The organism is Micromonospora globbae, from assembly GCF_003610785.1.
GTDB lineage: Bacteria > Actinomycetota > Actinomycetes > Mycobacteriales > Micromonosporaceae > Micromonospora > Micromonospora globbae.
Genome location: NZ_RAQQ01000005.1, coordinates 234,917 through 250,225, shown reverse-complemented (window position 1 = coordinate 250,225; position 15,309 = coordinate 234,917). Strand labels below are relative to the sequence as shown.

At 71.3% G+C, this 15,309-nt stretch carries 16 protein-coding genes; all 16 read left to right on the top strand.

The window, feature by feature from the left end; genetic code table 11:
• Window positions 1-175 precede the first annotated feature (175 nt).
• Entirely contained in the window at window positions 176-1,246 is a 1,071-nt protein-coding gene (gene paaA / locus D7I43_RS09145; RefSeq protein WP_120327984.1) for a 1,2-phenylacetyl-CoA epoxidase subunit PaaA, read from the top strand.
• Complete coding sequence (gene paaB, locus D7I43_RS09140; protein WP_120327983.1) at window positions 1,243-1,527, top strand: 1,2-phenylacetyl-CoA epoxidase subunit PaaB; 285 nt, start codon at window positions 1,243-1,245, stop codon at window positions 1,525-1,527. The genes paaA and paaB overlap by 4 nt, the downstream gene beginning before the upstream one ends.
• Before the next feature lie 76 nt (window positions 1,528-1,603).
• Window positions 1,604-2,329 (top strand): 1,2-phenylacetyl-CoA epoxidase subunit PaaC, encoded by a 726-nt coding sequence (gene paaC / locus D7I43_RS09135; protein ID WP_120327982.1) that lies wholly within the window; start codon window positions 1,604-1,606, stop codon window positions 2,327-2,329.
• The gene (gene paaD, locus D7I43_RS09130) at window positions 2,323-2,799 is read left to right on the top strand and encodes a 1,2-phenylacetyl-CoA epoxidase subunit PaaD (protein WP_120327981.1); all 477 of its coding nucleotides are present in this window, start codon (window positions 2,323-2,325) and stop codon (window positions 2,797-2,799) included. The genes paaC and paaD overlap by 7 nt, the downstream gene beginning before the upstream one ends.
• A complete protein-coding gene (gene paaE, locus D7I43_RS09125) occupies window positions 2,796-3,905 on the top strand; it encodes a 1,2-phenylacetyl-CoA epoxidase subunit PaaE (protein ID WP_120327980.1) in 1,110 nt (369 codons plus the stop codon). The genes paaD and paaE overlap by 4 nt, the downstream gene beginning before the upstream one ends.
• Window positions 3,906-4,073: 168 nt before the next feature.
• Complete coding sequence (mqnC, locus tag D7I43_RS09120; protein ID WP_120327979.1) at window positions 4,074-5,264, top strand: cyclic dehypoxanthinyl futalosine synthase; 1,191 nt, start codon at window positions 4,074-4,076, stop codon at window positions 5,262-5,264.
• Between the two features lie 244 nt (window positions 5,265-5,508).
• Window positions 5,509-6,807 carry a COG1361 family protein gene (locus D7I43_RS09115; protein ID WP_120327978.1) on the top strand — a complete coding sequence of 433 codons (1,299 nt, stop codon included), beginning with the start codon at window positions 5,509-5,511 and terminating at the stop codon, window positions 6,805-6,807.
• Between the two features lie 104 nt (window positions 6,808-6,911).
• On the top strand, window positions 6,912-7,640 hold the full coding sequence (locus D7I43_RS09110) for a demethylmenaquinone methyltransferase (RefSeq protein ID WP_120327977.1): 729 nt from the start codon (window positions 6,912-6,914) through the stop codon (window positions 7,638-7,640).
• 182 nt (window positions 7,641-7,822) lie between these two features.
• The gene (locus D7I43_RS09105; protein WP_120327976.1) at window positions 7,823-8,047 is read left to right on the top strand and encodes a hypothetical protein; all 225 of its coding nucleotides are present in this window, start codon (window positions 7,823-7,825) and stop codon (window positions 8,045-8,047) included.
• 139 nt (window positions 8,048-8,186) lie between these two features.
• Complete coding sequence (locus D7I43_RS09100; RefSeq protein ID WP_120327975.1) at window positions 8,187-9,464, top strand: geranylgeranyl reductase family protein; 1,278 nt, start codon at window positions 8,187-8,189, stop codon at window positions 9,462-9,464.
• 135 nt (window positions 9,465-9,599) lie between these two features.
• Entirely contained in the window at window positions 9,600-9,965 is a 366-nt protein-coding gene (locus tag D7I43_RS09095) for an NADH-quinone oxidoreductase subunit A (protein WP_120327974.1), read from the top strand.
• 14 nt (window positions 9,966-9,979) lie between these two features.
• Window positions 9,980-10,660 carry a NuoB/complex I 20 kDa subunit family protein gene (locus D7I43_RS09090; protein WP_120327973.1) on the top strand — a complete coding sequence of 227 codons (681 nt, stop codon included), beginning with the start codon at window positions 9,980-9,982 and terminating at the stop codon, window positions 10,658-10,660.
• Entirely contained in the window at window positions 10,657-11,394 is a 738-nt protein-coding gene (locus D7I43_RS09085) for an NADH-quinone oxidoreductase subunit C (RefSeq protein ID WP_120327972.1), read from the top strand. Before D7I43_RS09090 ends, D7I43_RS09085 begins: the two co-directional genes overlap by 4 nt.
• Before the next feature lie 52 nt (window positions 11,395-11,446).
• Window positions 11,447-12,775, top strand: a complete 1,329-nt coding sequence (locus tag D7I43_RS09080; RefSeq protein ID WP_120327971.1) for an NADH-quinone oxidoreductase subunit D — start codon at window positions 11,447-11,449, stop codon at window positions 12,773-12,775.
• A gap of 52 nt (window positions 12,776-12,827) precedes the next feature.
• The gene (nuoE, locus tag D7I43_RS09075) at window positions 12,828-13,982 is read left to right on the top strand and encodes an NADH-quinone oxidoreductase subunit NuoE (RefSeq protein ID WP_120327970.1); all 1,155 of its coding nucleotides are present in this window, start codon (window positions 12,828-12,830) and stop codon (window positions 13,980-13,982) included.
• Window positions 13,979-15,295, top strand: a complete 1,317-nt coding sequence (gene nuoF, locus D7I43_RS09070; protein ID WP_120327969.1) for an NADH-quinone oxidoreductase subunit NuoF — start codon at window positions 13,979-13,981, stop codon at window positions 15,293-15,295. The genes nuoE and nuoF overlap by 4 nt, the downstream gene beginning before the upstream one ends.
• The last annotated feature ends 14 nt before the right edge of the window (window positions 15,296-15,309 follow it).

Below are 15,309 nucleotides of genomic sequence, written 5' to 3'. Positions count from 1 at the left end.
CGGGATATCGAACCGTTATGAGGCTTCTGGGGGCATTCATCTTTGTTTCGTGACGCACGTTATACGCCCACTCTTAAGCGTCCGTAAGGATCGGCCGCCGAGGGCGGGTGTCGGACGCCGGTTTCCCTGTTACACCCTCTGGTGTCATCAGCCGCAAGCTGTAACACTTGACCTCATGTATGGCAACGACTTCGGCCCCCCGGAGGAGGCACCCGGCGGCGGCCTGCTCGGTGAGGTCGAGGCGGCCGAAGCCGCCCTGCGGGAGGCGGCGGCCCGCCAGCGCCGCGGCGCACCCGCCTCCGACGACGACCTGGCGGGATACTTCGCCGAGGTCATCGAGGCCGATCAGAAGATCGAGCCACGGGACTGGATGCCGGAGAAGTACCGGAAGACGCTGATCCGGCAGATCGCCCAGCACGCCCACTCCGAGATCATCGGCATGCAGCCGGAGGGGAACTGGATCAGCCGGGCGCCCTCGCTCAAGCGCAAGGCGATCCTGCTCGCCAAGGTCCAGGACGAGGCCGGCCACGGGCTCTACCTCTACGCGGCCGCCGAGACGCTCGGCGTGAGCCGGGACGAACTGGTCGACCTGCTGCTGAACGGCCGGCAGAAGTACAGCTCGATCTTCAACTACCCCACGCTCACCTGGGCCGACGTCGGTGCCATCGGCTGGCTGGTCGACGGCGCGGCGATCGTCAACCAGGTGCCGCTGTGCCGCTGCTCCTACGGGCCGTACGCCCGGGCGATGATCCGCATCTGCAAGGAGGAGTCGTTCCACCAGCGGCAGGGCTACGAGATCCTGCACTCGCTGTCGCACGGCACCCCGGCGCAGAAGGCGATGGCCCAGGACGCGGTGAACCGCTGGTGGTACCCGTCGCTGGCCATGTTCGGCCCGCCGGACGGCGAGTCGACGCACTCCGCGCAGTCGATGGCGTGGAAGATCAAGCGCTTCTCCAACGACGAGCTGCGCCAGCGCTTTGTCGACATGTGCGTGCAGCAGGCCGAGGTCCTCGGGCTCACCATCCCCGACCCGGACCTGCGCTGGAACGAGGAGCGCCAGGCGTACGACTTCACGCAGCCCGACTACGACGAGCTGATGCGGGTGATCTCCGGGGACGGGCCCTGCAACCGGCAGCGGATGGCGCACCGCCGCCGGGCCCACGCCGAGGGCGCCTGGGTACGGGAGGCCGCGGCGGCGTACGCCGCGAAGCGCGCGGCGGAGAAGAAGGAGAAGGTGGCAGCGTGAGCGATCCGTCGCCTCTGTGGGAGGTCTTCGTGCGGGCGCGGCGCGGGTTGTCGCACACCCACGTCGGCAGCCTCCACGCCCCCGACGCGGAGCTGGCCCTGCGCAACGCCCGGGACCTCTACACCCGCCGGCAGGAGGGCGTGTCCATCTGGGTGGTGCCCGCCGGCGCGATCACCGCGTCCAGCCCGGACGAGAAGGACGCCTTCTTCGACCCCGCCGCCGACAAGGTCTACCGCCACCCCACCTTCTACGAGGTGCCGGACGGGGTGGCGCACCTGTGAGCGAGCGGAGCGAGCGAACCGGCCAGCTCGGCGACGGGGCGCTTCGCGCCGCCGGCGAGCGGAGCGAGGTGACGGCGTGAACGGCCCCTTCGAGTTCACCCTCCGGCTCGGCGACGACGCGCTCATCGCCGCGCAGCGGCTGGCCGAGTGGACCACCCGCGCGCCGGAGATGGAGGAGGACATCGCCCTGGCCAACATCGCCCTCGACCAGCTCGGCGCGGCCCGGCTGCTGCTCACGTACGCGGGCGAGCTGGAGGGCGCCGGCCGGGACGAGGACGCGCTGGCGTTCCTGCGCGACGACCGGGAGTTCCGCAACTGCCTCCTGGTCGAGCTGCCCAACGGGGACTTCGCCGTCACCATGGCGAAGCTGCTGTTCCTCTCCGCGTACCAGCTGCCCCTCTACACCGCGCTGGCCGGCGGCGCCGACGAGCGGCTGGTCGCCATCGGGGCGAAGGCGCGCAAGGAGTCGGCGTACCACCTGGACCACGCCTCGCTCTGGGTGCGGCGGCTCGGCGACGGCACCGAGGAGTCGCACCGGCGGATGCAGGCCGCCGTCGACGAGATCTGGCCGTACACGGCGGAGCTGTTCGCCCCCGACCCGGGCGCGCCGGTCGACCCGTCGACGCTGCGGCCGGAGTTCGAGCGGGTCGTCACCGAGGTGCTGGCCGAGGCGACGCTCACCCGGCCGGAGAGCGGCTGGGCGCCCGCCGGCGGGCGGGACGGCCTGCACACGGAGCACCTGTCGTACCTGCTCGCCGAGATGCAGGTGCTGCACCGGGCCCATCCGGGGGCGAGATGGTGACTGCGAGGGAGGCCGTGGCCGCGGTGGTGGACCCCGAGATCCGGGTGCTCACCATCGACGAGCTGGGCATCCTGCGGTCGGTCGAGGAGGATCCGGCGACCGGCCGGGTGGTGGTCACCATCACACCCACCTACACCGGGTGCCCGGCCATGGACGTGATCCGCGCCGACATCCGGAGGGCGCTCGCCGCGGCCGGCCATCCCGACGCGGAGGTCCGCACGGTCCACCACCCCGCCTGGAGCACCGACTGGATCTCCGACTCGGGTCGCGCCAAGCTGGCCGGCGCGGGCATCGCCCCGCCGGCGCCGGTACGCCCGCGCGGCGTCGTCCCGCTGACCCTCAGCGTGCGGTGCCCGCGCTGCGGCTCCCCGGAGACCGAGCAGCTCAGCCGCTTCGGCTCGACCGCCTGCAAGGCGCTCTGGCGGTGCCGTTCCTGCTCCGAACCCTTCGACCACCTGAAGGCGTTGTGACTGTCACCATCAAGCGGCCGGTCCGTCGCCGGCCGGTCTTCCACCCCCTGCCGGTCGCCGCCGTCGACCGGCTCACCGACGACGCCGTGGCGATCACGTTCGCCGTGCCCGAGGAACTGCGGGAGACCTACGCGTTCCGCGCCGGGCAGCACCTGACCGTACGGCGGGTCACCGAGGACGGCACGGACGTGCGCCGGTCGTACTCCATCTGCTCCACGCCGGACGAGCTGGCCCGCCACGGCCGGCTGCGGATCGGCGTACGGGAGGTGCCCGGCGGCGCCTTCTCCACCTTCGCCTGCGGGTCGCTGCGCGGAGGCGAGACCGTCGAGGTGCTGTCCCCGCTCGGGCACTTCACCACGGCGTTCGACCCCGGTCGGGCCCGCCACTACGGCGCGGTGGCCGCCGGCTCCGGCATCACCCCGGTGCTCGCGCTGGTCGCGACGGCGCTCGCGGTCGAGCCAGAGAGCACCGTCACCCTGGTGTACGGCAACCGGCGGGCGAACACCGTGATGTTCGCCGAGGAGCTGGCCGACCTGAAGGACCGGTATCCCACGCGGCTGCACCTGGTGCACGTGCTCTCCCGCGAGCAGGGCGAGTCGCCGCTGCTCTCCGGCCGGATCGACGCCGACCGGATGGGCCGGCTGCTGGACACCCTCGTGCCCGGCGACCGGATCGAGGAGTGGTTCCTCTGCGGCCCGTACGGGATGGTCGTCGACGTCCAGGAGGTGCTCGCCGCGCGGGGTGTGCCGGACTCGGCGGTGCACACCGAGCTGTTCCACGTCGACGCCCCGCCCGAGCCGCCGCGCCGCCCCGCCGAGGAGGCCGGCGCCGGTACGGAGGTGACGATCATGCTCGACGGCCGGTCGTCGAGCCTCACGATGCGCCGCGACGAGCGGGTGCTCGACGCCGCCCTGAAGGTCCGCGGCGAGCTGCCGTACGCCTGCAAGGGCGGGGTGTGCTCGACCTGCAGGGCGAAGGTCGTGGAGGGCGAGGTCACGATGGCCCGCAACTACGCGCTGGAGCCGGACGAGGTGGCCGCCGGGTACATCCTCACCTGCCAGTCCAGCCCCCTGACGGACAGGCTGGTCGTGGACTACGACGCGTGACCCACCCCGTTCCCCGCGATCTTGCAGTTGCTGCCCCGACCTTTGCCGCGAATCCGGACAGGACGGGGGCGCAAAGTGCAAGATCGCGGGGGGTGGGGGCGTGGGGTGCGTGACACGGGCGGGGACACCGCCGTGGCGGGGACCGTGGGGCGACGTAGGCTCGGGAGCGTGACGGTGAGCCGGGAGATCGACGACATCCTGCAGCGCGGCGCGGACGGCGGGCGGATCACGCCCGAGGAGGCACTGCTCCTCTACACCGACGCGCCCTTCCACGCCCTCGGTGAGGCGGCCGACGCGGTGCGCCGGCGGCGCTACCCGGACAACATCGTCACGTACCTGATCGACCGCAACATCAACTACACGAACGTCTGCGTGACGGCGTGCAAGTTCTGCGCCTTCTACCGTGCCCCGAAGCACAAGGAGGGCTGGACCCACCCGACCGAGGAGATCCTGCGCCGCTGCGGCGAGGCGGTCGAACTCGGCGCCACCCAGGTGATGCTCCAGGGCGGGCACCACCCGGACTACGGCGTGGAGTACTACGAGGAGCTGTTCTCGGCCGTCAAGCAGGCGTACCCGCAGCTCGCCATCCACTCCATCGGCCCGAGCGAGATCCTGCACATGGCCAAGGTCTCCGGGGTGAGCCTCGACGAGGCGATCGCCCGGATCAAGGCCGCCGGCCTGGACTCGATCGCCGGGGCGGGCGCCGAGATGCTGCCCGAGCGGCCGCGCAAGGCCATCGCCCCGCTGAAGGAGTCCGGCGAGCGGTGGCTGGAGGTCATGGAGCTGGCGCACCGCCAGGGCCTGGAGTCGACCGCGACCATGATGATGGGCACCGGCGAGACCAACGCCGAGCGCATCGAGCACCTGCGGATGATCCGCGACGTGCAGGACCGCACCGGCGGCTTCCGGGCGTTCATCCCGTGGACGTACCAGCCGGAGAACAACCACCTCAAGGGGCGTACGCAGGCGACCACGGTGGAGTACCTGCGCCTGATCGCGGTGGCCCGGCTCTTCTTCGAGACGGTGCCGCACCTGCAGGCGTCCTGGCTGACGACCGGAAAGGACGTCGGGCAGCTCGCGCTCCACATGGGTGTCGACGACCTCGGGTCGATCATGCTGGAGGAGAACGTCATCTCGTCGGCCGGCGCCCGGCACCGGTCCAACCTGCACGAGCTGATCGGGATGATCCGGTCCGCGGACCGGATCCCCGCCCAGCGGGACACCCTCTACCACCGGCTGGCCGTCCACTGGACCCCGGAGGACGACCCGACCGACGACCGGGTGGTCTCGCACTTCTCCTCGATCGCCCTGCCGGGTGGTGGCGCCGGAAAGCCGTTGCCGCTGGTCCAGGTCAACTAGCCTGGCCGTACGACGCGACCGGCTCGCCGGGACGGGCGAGTCCTCCATCGGCCCATGAGGGCCGTTCACATAACGCAGGGCGATGCGGGCGGGATGGGTCACCATCCCGCCCGCACCGTCCATCCGGTCCCGTCCGAGTGGATGAATTCGCCCGGCCGCCGCTGGCGTCAAAGATCGACCTTCGATAACGTCCCACGGGTTCGTCACACCATTCCTCCTTCTCATCCCTAACCCCGGGGGACCGATGAGACTCATCCACCGTTCGGCGCTGGCACGCGCCGGCGCCGTGGCTCTGCTCGCCGCCGGCGGCCTGGCGACCGTGGCCGCGCCGGCGCACGCCGCCGACACGCCGGACCTCGCCGTCATTCCCATCAGCACCGAGCTGGCCAAGGGCGTCAAGGAAGCCAAGGCCAAGCCCTTCAAGTTCACCGTCCGGAACGTCGGCACCGTCGACGCGGAGAACGTCAGCTTCCGGGTGAAGACCACCGACCTCAAGCCGAAGCGGGTCGGCTTCGTGGTGCCCGACGGCTGCTTCGTCATCGACGCCGACATGTACCAGTGCAGCCTCGGAACCCTGCCGGCCGGCACCAGCGAGGACGTCGGGGTGCCGCTGTTCAGCACGGGCGGCAGGGGCGACGGCGGCGTGCTCATGGTCGGGGTCGCCACCACCACCCCGGAGCGCGACCTCGGCGACGAGATCGTCGAGGTGCCCGTCCACGTGGGCAAGCCCGGCTACGACCTGACGGCCTGGGTGCAGGACGTGCAGGCCAACGTCGTCGTCAACGGTGCGGTCGCCGACGAGCCCGACCTGAAGCCGGTCCCGCGCGGCGAGACCGTGCCGCTGGACTGGGCGGTCTACAACGACGGCAGCCGCAAGGCCACCGGCATCTTCTACGGCCTGACCCTGCCGGCCGGCGTGAGCTTCGTGCAGAAGCCGGAGGGCTGCCTCGAACAGGAGTTCCTCGGCAAGGCCCAGCTCTTCTGCGAGGACGCCGGGGCCGTGGTCAAGCCGGGCCAGTACTACACGGCGGACGTCCGGGTGAAGGTCGGCGAGGACGTCACCGAGCCGGTGCTCCACGAGGGCGACCTCTTCGCGTACGGCCTGGACGTGGCCGAGGGCGAGCCGCTGGAGGAGCCGCGGGTCGCGACGCAGCGGCAGCGGAAGACCTTCACCGAGGTCGACATGCTGGACAACCACACGACCTTCGAGGCGTTCGTGGACCTCACGGCGCAGCCGAGCCCGTCGGTCACGCCGACCGTCACCCCGACGGTCACGCCCACCGTCACCCCGACGGCGACCCCGACCCCCGGTACCACGACCACGCCGGGCGTCACGCCGAGCGCGACCGTGACCACGACGCCGGGCCCCGGCGGTGGGGGCGGCGGCGACGGTGGCGGCGGCCTGCCGGTGACCGGCGTGCAGGTCGGCCTGATCGGTGGCGTCGGCGCGGCCGTCGTGCTGGCCGGCGCCGTCCTGCTGCTGCTCTCGCGGCGCCGCCGGGTCGTGCTCGTGAACCCCGGCGACGAGGAGTCGACCGACTGAGCGGACACTCACCGACAGGGGCGGGGTGGTGCGTACCACCCCGCCCCTGCGTGTACGCGGACCCACCCGACGGTCACCGTGACGGTGGCTGGCAGAGTGGAGGGGTGAGTCGTACCCCCCAGGGCCAGCGCGCCAGCCTCGACAAGCAGCCGCACGAGGTCGCCGCGATGTTCGACGGCGTGGCGGCGCGCTACGACCTGACGAACACGATCCTCTCCTTCGGCCAGGACCGTTCGTGGCGGCGCGCCACCCGTGCCGCGCTCGGGCTGCGTCCCGGCGAGCGGGTGCTCGACGTGGGTGCCGGCACCGGGGTCTCCACGCAGGAGCTGGCCCAGTCCGGCGCGTACGCGGTCGGCGCGGACCTCTCGCTCGGCATGCTGTACGCCGGCAAGCGCACCCGCCCGAGCGTGCCGCTGCTGGCCGGGGACGCGCTGCGGCTGCCCTTCGCCGACGCCAGCTTCGACGCGGTGACCATCTCGTTCGCGCTGCGCAACGTCGCCGACACCGACGCCGCCCTGCGCGAGTTCGCCCGGGTCACCCGCCCCGGCGGCCGGCTGGTGGTGTGCGAGTTCAGCACCCCGGTCAACCCGGCGTTCCGCACCGTCTACCTGTCGTACCTCATGCGCTCGCTGCCGGCGGTGGCCCGCGCGGTCTCCAGCAACCCCGAGGCGTACGTGTACCTCGCCGAGTCGATCCGGGCCTGGCCCGACCAGGCGGCGCTCGCCGGGCGCATCGGCGCGGCCGGCTGGCGGCAGGTGGCCTGGCGCAACCTCACCGGCGGGATCGTCGCCCTGCACCGGGCCGTCCGCGACGAGGTGCCGGCGGGCCGCTGACCAGGTGCCGATGGCCGCCGGCCGAGGTGCCGGCAGCCCGGTGCCGGCGACCAGGTGCCGGCCGCCAGCGGGGGTGCCGGTAAGGCGTCATAGGGAGGCCCGGTCGGGGCGCACCCGAGCCGCGCCTTCCTCTTTTTCGTGAATATCCGATTTTCGTCCACTTTGCGCGTAAGCTCGCCCCCATGACGGGACCAGAGCCGGCGGACAGGGTGGACGCCACCGACGACGACGCCGCCGAACTCATCGCGCAACTGCGGGAGCTTGCCGGCGCGGACCCGGCCGACGTCCGTCAGGTGGTCGCCGAGGTGCTCGCCGCGCTCGACCGCGCCGCCGGCGGCGCCCTGCGCGAGCACCTGCCCGAGACGATCCGCGTCGACGCGGGGCTGGACGCGCCCAGCCGAGCGTGACACCGAGTGCGTTTTCGCGCATCTCAGGCGTCACATCGGCAACTTAGGCCCCCCTGATAAGACCCGGTTGAGACGTCGGTCATAGACTCCCAGCGTCTGGCTTGTGAAGCATTTCACGAGCACGCGGGAGGAGGCACGGATGACCGCGGTGGAGCATGACGCCGACGTGATCGTCGTCGGTGCCGGGCCCGGTGGGTCGGCGACCGCGTACCACCTCGCCCGCCACGGGGTGCGGGTGCTGCTGCTGGAGAAGACCGAGTTCCCGCGGGAGAAGGTCTGCGGCGACGGGCTGACCCCCCGCGCCGTACGCCAACTCGTGCGGATGGGCGTCGACACCTCGCCCGAGGCGGGCTGGCTGCACAACCGGGGCCTGCGGGTCATCGGGGGCGGCGTCCGGCTGGAGCTGGACTGGCCCGACCTCGCGAGCTTCCCCAACTACGGCCTGGTCCGCACCCGGATGGACTTCGACCAGCTGCTCGCCGAGCGGGCCGTCGCCGCGGGCGCCACGCTGCGCACCAGCGCGAACGTCACCGGCCCGGTGCTCGACGCGGACGGGCGGGTGATCGGCGTGCAGGCCGAGGTCGGCCCGGAGAAGGCCCCCGCGACGTTCCACGCCCCGCTGGTCGTCGCGGCCGACGGCGTCTCCGGCCGCTTCCCCCTCGCGCTCGGGCTGGCCAAGCGGGAGGACCGGCCGATCGGCGTGGCGGTACGCCGCTACTACCGGTCCCCGGCCAAGCACGACGACAACTACCTCGAGTCCTGGCTGGAGCTGCGCAGCAAGGAGAGCGGGGACAACCTCCTGCCCGGGTACGGCTGGATCTTCGGCCTCGGCGACGGCCGGGTCAACGTCGGCCTCGGTGTGCTGAACTCGTCCTCCGCGTTCGGCAAGACCAACTACCGCCGGCTGCTCACCGACTGGCTCGCCAACACCCCGGCCGACTGGGGCATGACCGACGAGGCGAACGCCGACGGCCCGATCCTCGGTGCCGCGCTGCCGATGGGCTTCAACCGCGTCCCGCACTACACGCGGGGCGTGCTGCTGGTCGGCGACTCCGGCGGCATGGTGAACCCGTTCAACGGCGAGGGCATCGCGTACGCCATGGAGTCCGGCGAACTGGCCGCCGAGGTCGCCGTGCAGGCGCTCGCCCGGCCGGCGGGCGCCGACCGCGAGCGGGCGTTGCAGGTCTACCCGGCCGAGCTGAAGGCCCGGTTCGGGGGCTACTACCGGCTCGGCGGCATCTTCGTGAAGCTGATCGGCCGCCCCGAGATCATGCGGATGGCGACCAAGCACGGGATGCCGCACCCGACGCTGATGCGCTTCGTGCTCAAGCTGCTGGCGAACCTCACCGATCCGCGCGGCGGAGACGCGATGGACCGGGTCATCAACGCGATGACGAAGGTGGCGCCAGCGGTGTGAGGACGGCGGCCGTGACCTGCGAGGGAAGCGGACCGCGAAGGACGGACCCGCCCCCGGCCGAGGACGGTTCGGGGGACGTGAATAGTGTGATTCTCGTCAACCACGAGGGCAGGGAAGGACGAGCAGGAGAAGAAGATGTCGCTCTCGCCTTACGCACCCATCGTCGGGCTGTTCGCCCTCGCCGCGGCGTTCGCGCTGTTCTCCGTGGCCGCCGCCCGCTTCGCCGGTCCCCGGCGCTACAACAAGGCCAAACTCGAGGCGTACGAGTGCGGCATCGAGCCCAGCCCGCAGCCGGTGGGCGGCGGGCGGTTCCCGGTCAAGTTCTACCTGACGGCGATGCTGTTCATCGTCTTCGATATCGAGATCATCTTCCTCTACCCCTGGGCGGTCTCGTTCGACGCCCTGCCGATCTTCGGCTTCGTGGAGATGGTCCTGTTCATCGTCGCGGTCTTCGTCGCGTACGCCTATGTCTGGCGGCGCGGCGGCCTGGACTGGGACTGAGGAAGGAACGTCAGATGGGCATCGAGGAGAAGCTCCCCGCGGGCATCCTGCTCACCTCGGTGGAGAAGCTGGTCAACTGGTCCCGGAAGTCGTCCTTCTGGGGCGCCACGTTCGGCCTGGCCTGCTGCGCCATCGAGATGATGGCGGCCGGCGGCCCCCACTACGACATGGGCCGCTGGGGCATGGAGGTGTTCCGCGCCTCGCCCCGGCAGGCGGACCTGATGATCGTGGCCGGCCGGGTGAGCCAGAAGATGGCACCGGTCCTGCGCCAGATCTACGACCAGATGGCCGAGCCCCGCTGGGTGCTCTCGATGGGCGTCTGCGCCAGCAGCGGCGGCATGTTCAACAACTACGCGATCGTGCAGGGCGTCGACCACATCGTGCCGGTCGACATGTACCTGCCCGGCTGCCCGCCCCGGCCCGAGATGCTCATCGACGCGATCCTCAAGCTCCGCGAGAAGATCATGCACGAGCCGCTCGGCCCGAACGGGCGCAAGATGCTCGAGGCCCGCAAGGAGCGCGGCGACGTTCCCATCGTCCCCTACGGCTCGATGCCGTCGTCGTACCGCAGTGACAAGGCCCGCCGCGCCGAGTGGACCAAGGCCGTCCGCGAGGGCCGCGAGGAGCAGCTGCGGATCGAGAACTGGATGAAGGCCCAGAACCATGTGCAGCAGTACGGGGGCGTGAGGAAGTGACCGCACCGCAGGACAAGCCGAACGACGGCGGTGTGCCGGTACCGGTGACCCCGGCCGGTGCCAGCAGCGGCGCGCCCGCCGAGCACCCGCCGTCGAGCCCCGCCGGCCGCGGCATGTTCGGCAACCAGGGCTCGGGCGACGTCTCCGGCTACGGAGGGCTCGTCCGCCAGCGCCGGCCGATCGAGGCGGCCTCGCGGCCGTTCGGCGGCTACTTCGACGAGGTGTACGACGCGCTCGAGGAGGCGTACCCGGGCTTCGCCGACGCCATCGAGAAGGTCGTGGTCGACCGCGGCGAGCTGACCCTGCACATCCGCCCGGAGCGGATCGCCGAGGTCTGCCAGGTGATGCGCGACGACCTGGCGCTGCGGTTCGAACTCTGCTCCTCGGTGTCCGGCGTGGACTACCTGGGGGCGGACGAGCGCCGCCTGCACGTCGTCTACCACCTCACCTCGATGACGTACCGCCGCCGGGTCCGGCTGGAGGCCGCGGTCCCCGTCGAGGACCCCCACCTGCCCAGCGTCACCGCGGTCTACCCGACCGCGGACTGGCAGGAGCGCGAGGCGTACGACATGTTCGGCATCGTCTTCGACGGCCACCCCAGCCTGACCCGGATCCTCATGCCGGACGACTGGGAGGGGCACCCGCAGCGCAAGGACTACCCGCTGGGCGGTGTGCCGGTCGAGTACAAGGGCGCCGAGATTCCACCGCCAGACCGCCGGAGGTCGTACCAGTGATCGGTGCGAGGAGTGAGCTTGCGAGCCCCGCAGTCCCGATCGGAGGGCTGAAATGACCACTTCCAACTACGCGACCGAGCGGGAGACCACCGAGGGCAAGGTCTTCACCGTCACCGGTGGGGACTGGGACACGGTCGTCTCCGGCACCGACCCGATCAACGACGAGCGGATCGTCGTCAACATGGGTCCGCAGCACCCGTCCACCCACGGCGTGCTGCGGCTGATCCTGGAGCTGGAGGGCGAGACGGTCCGCGAGGCCCGCTCGGTCATCGGCTACCTGCACACCGGTATCGAGAAGAACCTCGAGTACCGCACCTGGGTCCAGGGCAGCACGTTCGTGACCCGCATGGACTACCTGTCGCCGCTGTTCAACGAGACGGCGTACGCGCTCGCGGTGGAGAAGCTGCTCGGCATCAGCGACGACATCACCGAGCGGGCCAACACCATCCGGGTGCTCATGATGGAGCTCAACCGGATCTCCTCGCACCTGGTCTGGATCGCCACCACCGGCATGGAGCTCGGCGCGATCTCGATCATGCTGTACGGCTTCCGCGAGCGGGAGTACATCCTCGAGATCTTCGAGATCATCACGGGTCTGCGGATGAACCACGCGTACGTCCGCCCCGGCGGCGTGGCACAGGACGTGCCGGAGGACGCGATCATCAAGATCCGCGAGTTCCTCAAGCTGATGCCGAAGCGGCTCAAGGAGTACGAGGACCTCCTCTCCGGCCAGCCCATCTGGATCGAGCGGACGAAGAACGTCGCGGTGCTCGACGTGACCGGCTGCCTGGCGCTGGGCGTCACGGGCCCGGTCCTGCGCTCCGCCGGTCTCGCCTGGGACCTGCGCAAGACCATGCCGTACTGCGGTTACGAGACGTACGAGTTCGACGTCCCGACGCACACCGACGGCGACGTGTGGGGCCGCTACCAGGTCCGGCTGGCCGAGATCCGGGAGTCGCTGAAGATCGTCGAGCAGGCGGTGGACCGGCTGGCCAAGCCCGGCCCGGTGATGGTCGCCGACCGCAAGATCGCCTGGCCGGCGCAGCTCGCCATCGGCATCGACGGCATGGGCAACTCGCTCGAGCACGTCGCGAAGATCATGGGCCAGTCGATGGAGTCGCTCATCCACCACTTCAAGCTGGTCACCGAGGGCTTCCGGGTCCCGCCCGGCCAGGTGTACGTCGCCATCGAGTCGCCCCGCGGCGAGCTGGGCGTCCACGCGGTGTCCGACGGCGGCACCCGGCCGTACCGGGTGCACTACCGGGAGCCGAGCTTCGTCAACCTCCAGGCCCTCCCGGCGATCTCCGAGGGCGGCCTGATCGCCGACGTGATCGCCGGCGGCGCCTCCCTGGACCCCGTGATGGGTGGTTGTGACCGGTGAGTGCGAGGAGTGAGCTTGCGAGCCCCGCAGTCGCGAACGGAAGGCGGCTCTGATGACTGTGTTCACTGAAGAGACGCGGGCGCGGGCGCGGGAGATCATCGCCCGGTACCCGGCGGACCGGTCCCGCTCGGCCCTGCTCCCGCTGCTGCACCTCGTGCAGGCCGAGGAGGGGTACGTCTCCCCGGCGGGCGTGGAGTTCTGCGCCGAGGTGCTGGGGCTGAACAAGGCCCAGGTCGGCGCCGTGGCCACCTTCTACACCATGTACAAGCGCCGGCCGACCGGTGACTACCTGGTCAGCGTCTGCACCAACACCATGTGCAACGTGCTCGGCGGCCAGGAGGTCTACGACACCCTCTCCGAGCACCTCGGCGTGGGCCACGACGAGACCACCGCCGACGGGAAGATCACCCTGGAGCACGCGGAGTGCCTGGCCGCCTGCGACTACGGCCCGGTCATGACCGTCAACTACGACTTCTTCGACAACGTCGACCCGCAGACGGCGGTCGGTGTGGTCGACGAGCTGCGCGCCGGTGGCCGGCCGATGCCGACCCGGGGCGCCCGGCTCTGCACGCTCAAGGAGATGGCCGTCCAGCTCGCCGGTTTCGCCGACGAGCGGGAGGGCGCGGTGGCCGACGGCGGACCGGGCGAGCCGAGCCTGCGCGGCCTGCGCCTGGCGCAGCAGCACGGCATCTCGGTGCCGGGCTTCGACCCGAACACCCCGATCCGCAGCAAGGCCGAGGCCGAGAAGGCCGCCGCCGAGGCGAAGGCCCGGGCGGAGGCCGAGAAGGCCAAGGCGGAGCCCGCCGCCCCGGCCGTCCAGGCCAAGGGCGGTGACGGCGCGTCGGCCCCGACCGGGGTCGAGACGGCGACGCCGGAGCAGGCCGCCGGCAGCACGACGCGGGACGTCAAGGCGCCCGACGACACCTCGCCGCAGGTGCGTACGGCCCAGACCCGGCAGCCCGACGCGGCCACGGCCGTGCCGGACGCCCCCGGCACCAAGGTCCCCTCGGACCCGGTGCCGCCGGCGCCCCGCGACGCGCAGGAGGCGGAGGCCGCCGGCGCGGCCGCCAACCCGCCGGCCGGTGACGGCAAGCCCGCCGGCGACGAGGCCGGGGCGCAGGAGCGCAACCTCAAGGAAGCGGAGGCCGGGAAGGGTGCCACGGGCACCGGCCCGGCCGTCGCGAGCGAGACGGGGGGCCAGAAGTGACCACTCCTCGGCCGGAGACGCTGGCGAAGCTCACGCCGGTGCTCACCAAGCGCTGGCTGTCGCCGGACGCCTGGCGGATCGGCACCTACGAGAAGCTGGACGGCTACGCGGCGCTGCGCAAGGCGCTCAAGGCCCACCCGGACGACCTGATCCAGCTGGTGAAGGACTCCGGGCTGCGGGGGCGCGGCGGTGCCGGCTTCCCCACCGGTCTCAAGTGGGGCTTCATCCCGCAGGGTGACGGGAAGCCGCACTACCTCGTCGTCAACGCCGACGAGGGCGAGCCGGGCACCTGCAAGGACCTGCCGCTGATGACGTACGACCCGCACTCGCTGGTCGAGGGCGTCATCATCGCCTCGTACGCGATCCGCGCCAACCGCGCGTACATCTACATCCGGGGCGAGGCCGTGCACGCCGCGCGGCGGCTGCGCAACGCCGTGCAGGAGGCGTACGCCAAGGGTTACCTCGGCCGCAACATCCTCGGCTCGGGCTTCGACCTCGAACTGGTGGTGCACTCGGGCGCCGGGGCGTACATCTGCGGCGAGGAGACGGCGCTGCTCGACTCGCTGGAGGGCTTCCGGGGTCAGCCCCGCCTCCGCCCGCCGTTCCCGGCGACCCACGGCCTGTACGCGAGCCCGACGGTGGTCAACAACGTCGGCACCATCGCGAGCGTGCCCTACATCGTGCTGGGCGGCGCCGAGTGGTGGAAGACCATGGGCACGGAGAAGTCCTCCGGGCCGATGATCTACTCGCTCTCCGGCCGGATCGTGAACCCAGGCCAGTACGAGTGCTCGATGGGCATCACCCTGCGCGAGCTGCTCGAACTGGCCGGCGGGATGCAGCCGGGGCACAACCTGAAGTTCTGGACGCCGGGCGGCTCGTCGACGCCGCTGCTCACGGCCGAGCACCTGGACGTGCCGCTCGACTTCGAGTCCGTGGCGGCGGCCGGCTCGATCCTCGGCACCACGGCCACCCAGATCTTCTCCGACCAGGACTGCCCGGTCTACGCGACGTACCGGTGGCTGGAGTTCTACCACCACGAGTCGTGCGGCAAGTGCACGCCGTGCCGTGAGGGCAACTACTGGATGGTCCGGGTGTACCGGCGGATCCTCTCCGGCCAGGGCACCTACGAGGACCTGGACACCCTGCTCGACACCTGCGACAACATCCTCGGGCGCTCGTTCTGCGGTCTGGGCGACGGCGCGACCAGCTCGGTGACCTCGTCGCTGCAGTACTTCAAGCAGGACTACCTCGACTACATCGAGGGCCGCACCGCTCCGAAGCTGTCGGAGAAGACCCTGGTAGGGGCCCACTGATGAGCGCGAGGAAC

Coding starts and splice junctions, on each gene's coding strand:
- paaA (WP_120327984.1), top strand. CDS start 176: ATGTATGGCAACGACTTCGGCCCCCCGGAGGAGGCACCCGGCGGCGGC.
- paaD (WP_120327981.1), top strand. CDS start 2,323: ATGGTGACTGCGAGGGAGGCCGTGGCCGCGGTGGTGGACCCCGAGATC.
- D7I43_RS09115 (WP_120327978.1), top strand. CDS start 5,509: ATGAGACTCATCCACCGTTCGGCGCTGGCACGCGCCGGCGCCGTGGCT.
- D7I43_RS09105 (WP_120327976.1), top strand. CDS start 7,823: ATGACGGGACCAGAGCCGGCGGACAGGGTGGACGCCACCGACGACGAC.
- D7I43_RS09100 (WP_120327975.1), top strand. CDS start 8,187: ATGACCGCGGTGGAGCATGACGCCGACGTGATCGTCGTCGGTGCCGGG.
- D7I43_RS09095 (WP_120327974.1), top strand. CDS start 9,600: ATGTCGCTCTCGCCTTACGCACCCATCGTCGGGCTGTTCGCCCTCGCC.
- D7I43_RS09090 (WP_120327973.1), top strand. CDS start 9,980: ATGGGCATCGAGGAGAAGCTCCCCGCGGGCATCCTGCTCACCTCGGTG.
- D7I43_RS09080 (WP_120327971.1), top strand. CDS start 11,447: ATGACCACTTCCAACTACGCGACCGAGCGGGAGACCACCGAGGGCAAG.
- nuoE (WP_120327970.1), top strand. CDS start 12,828: ATGACTGTGTTCACTGAAGAGACGCGGGCGCGGGCGCGGGAGATCATC.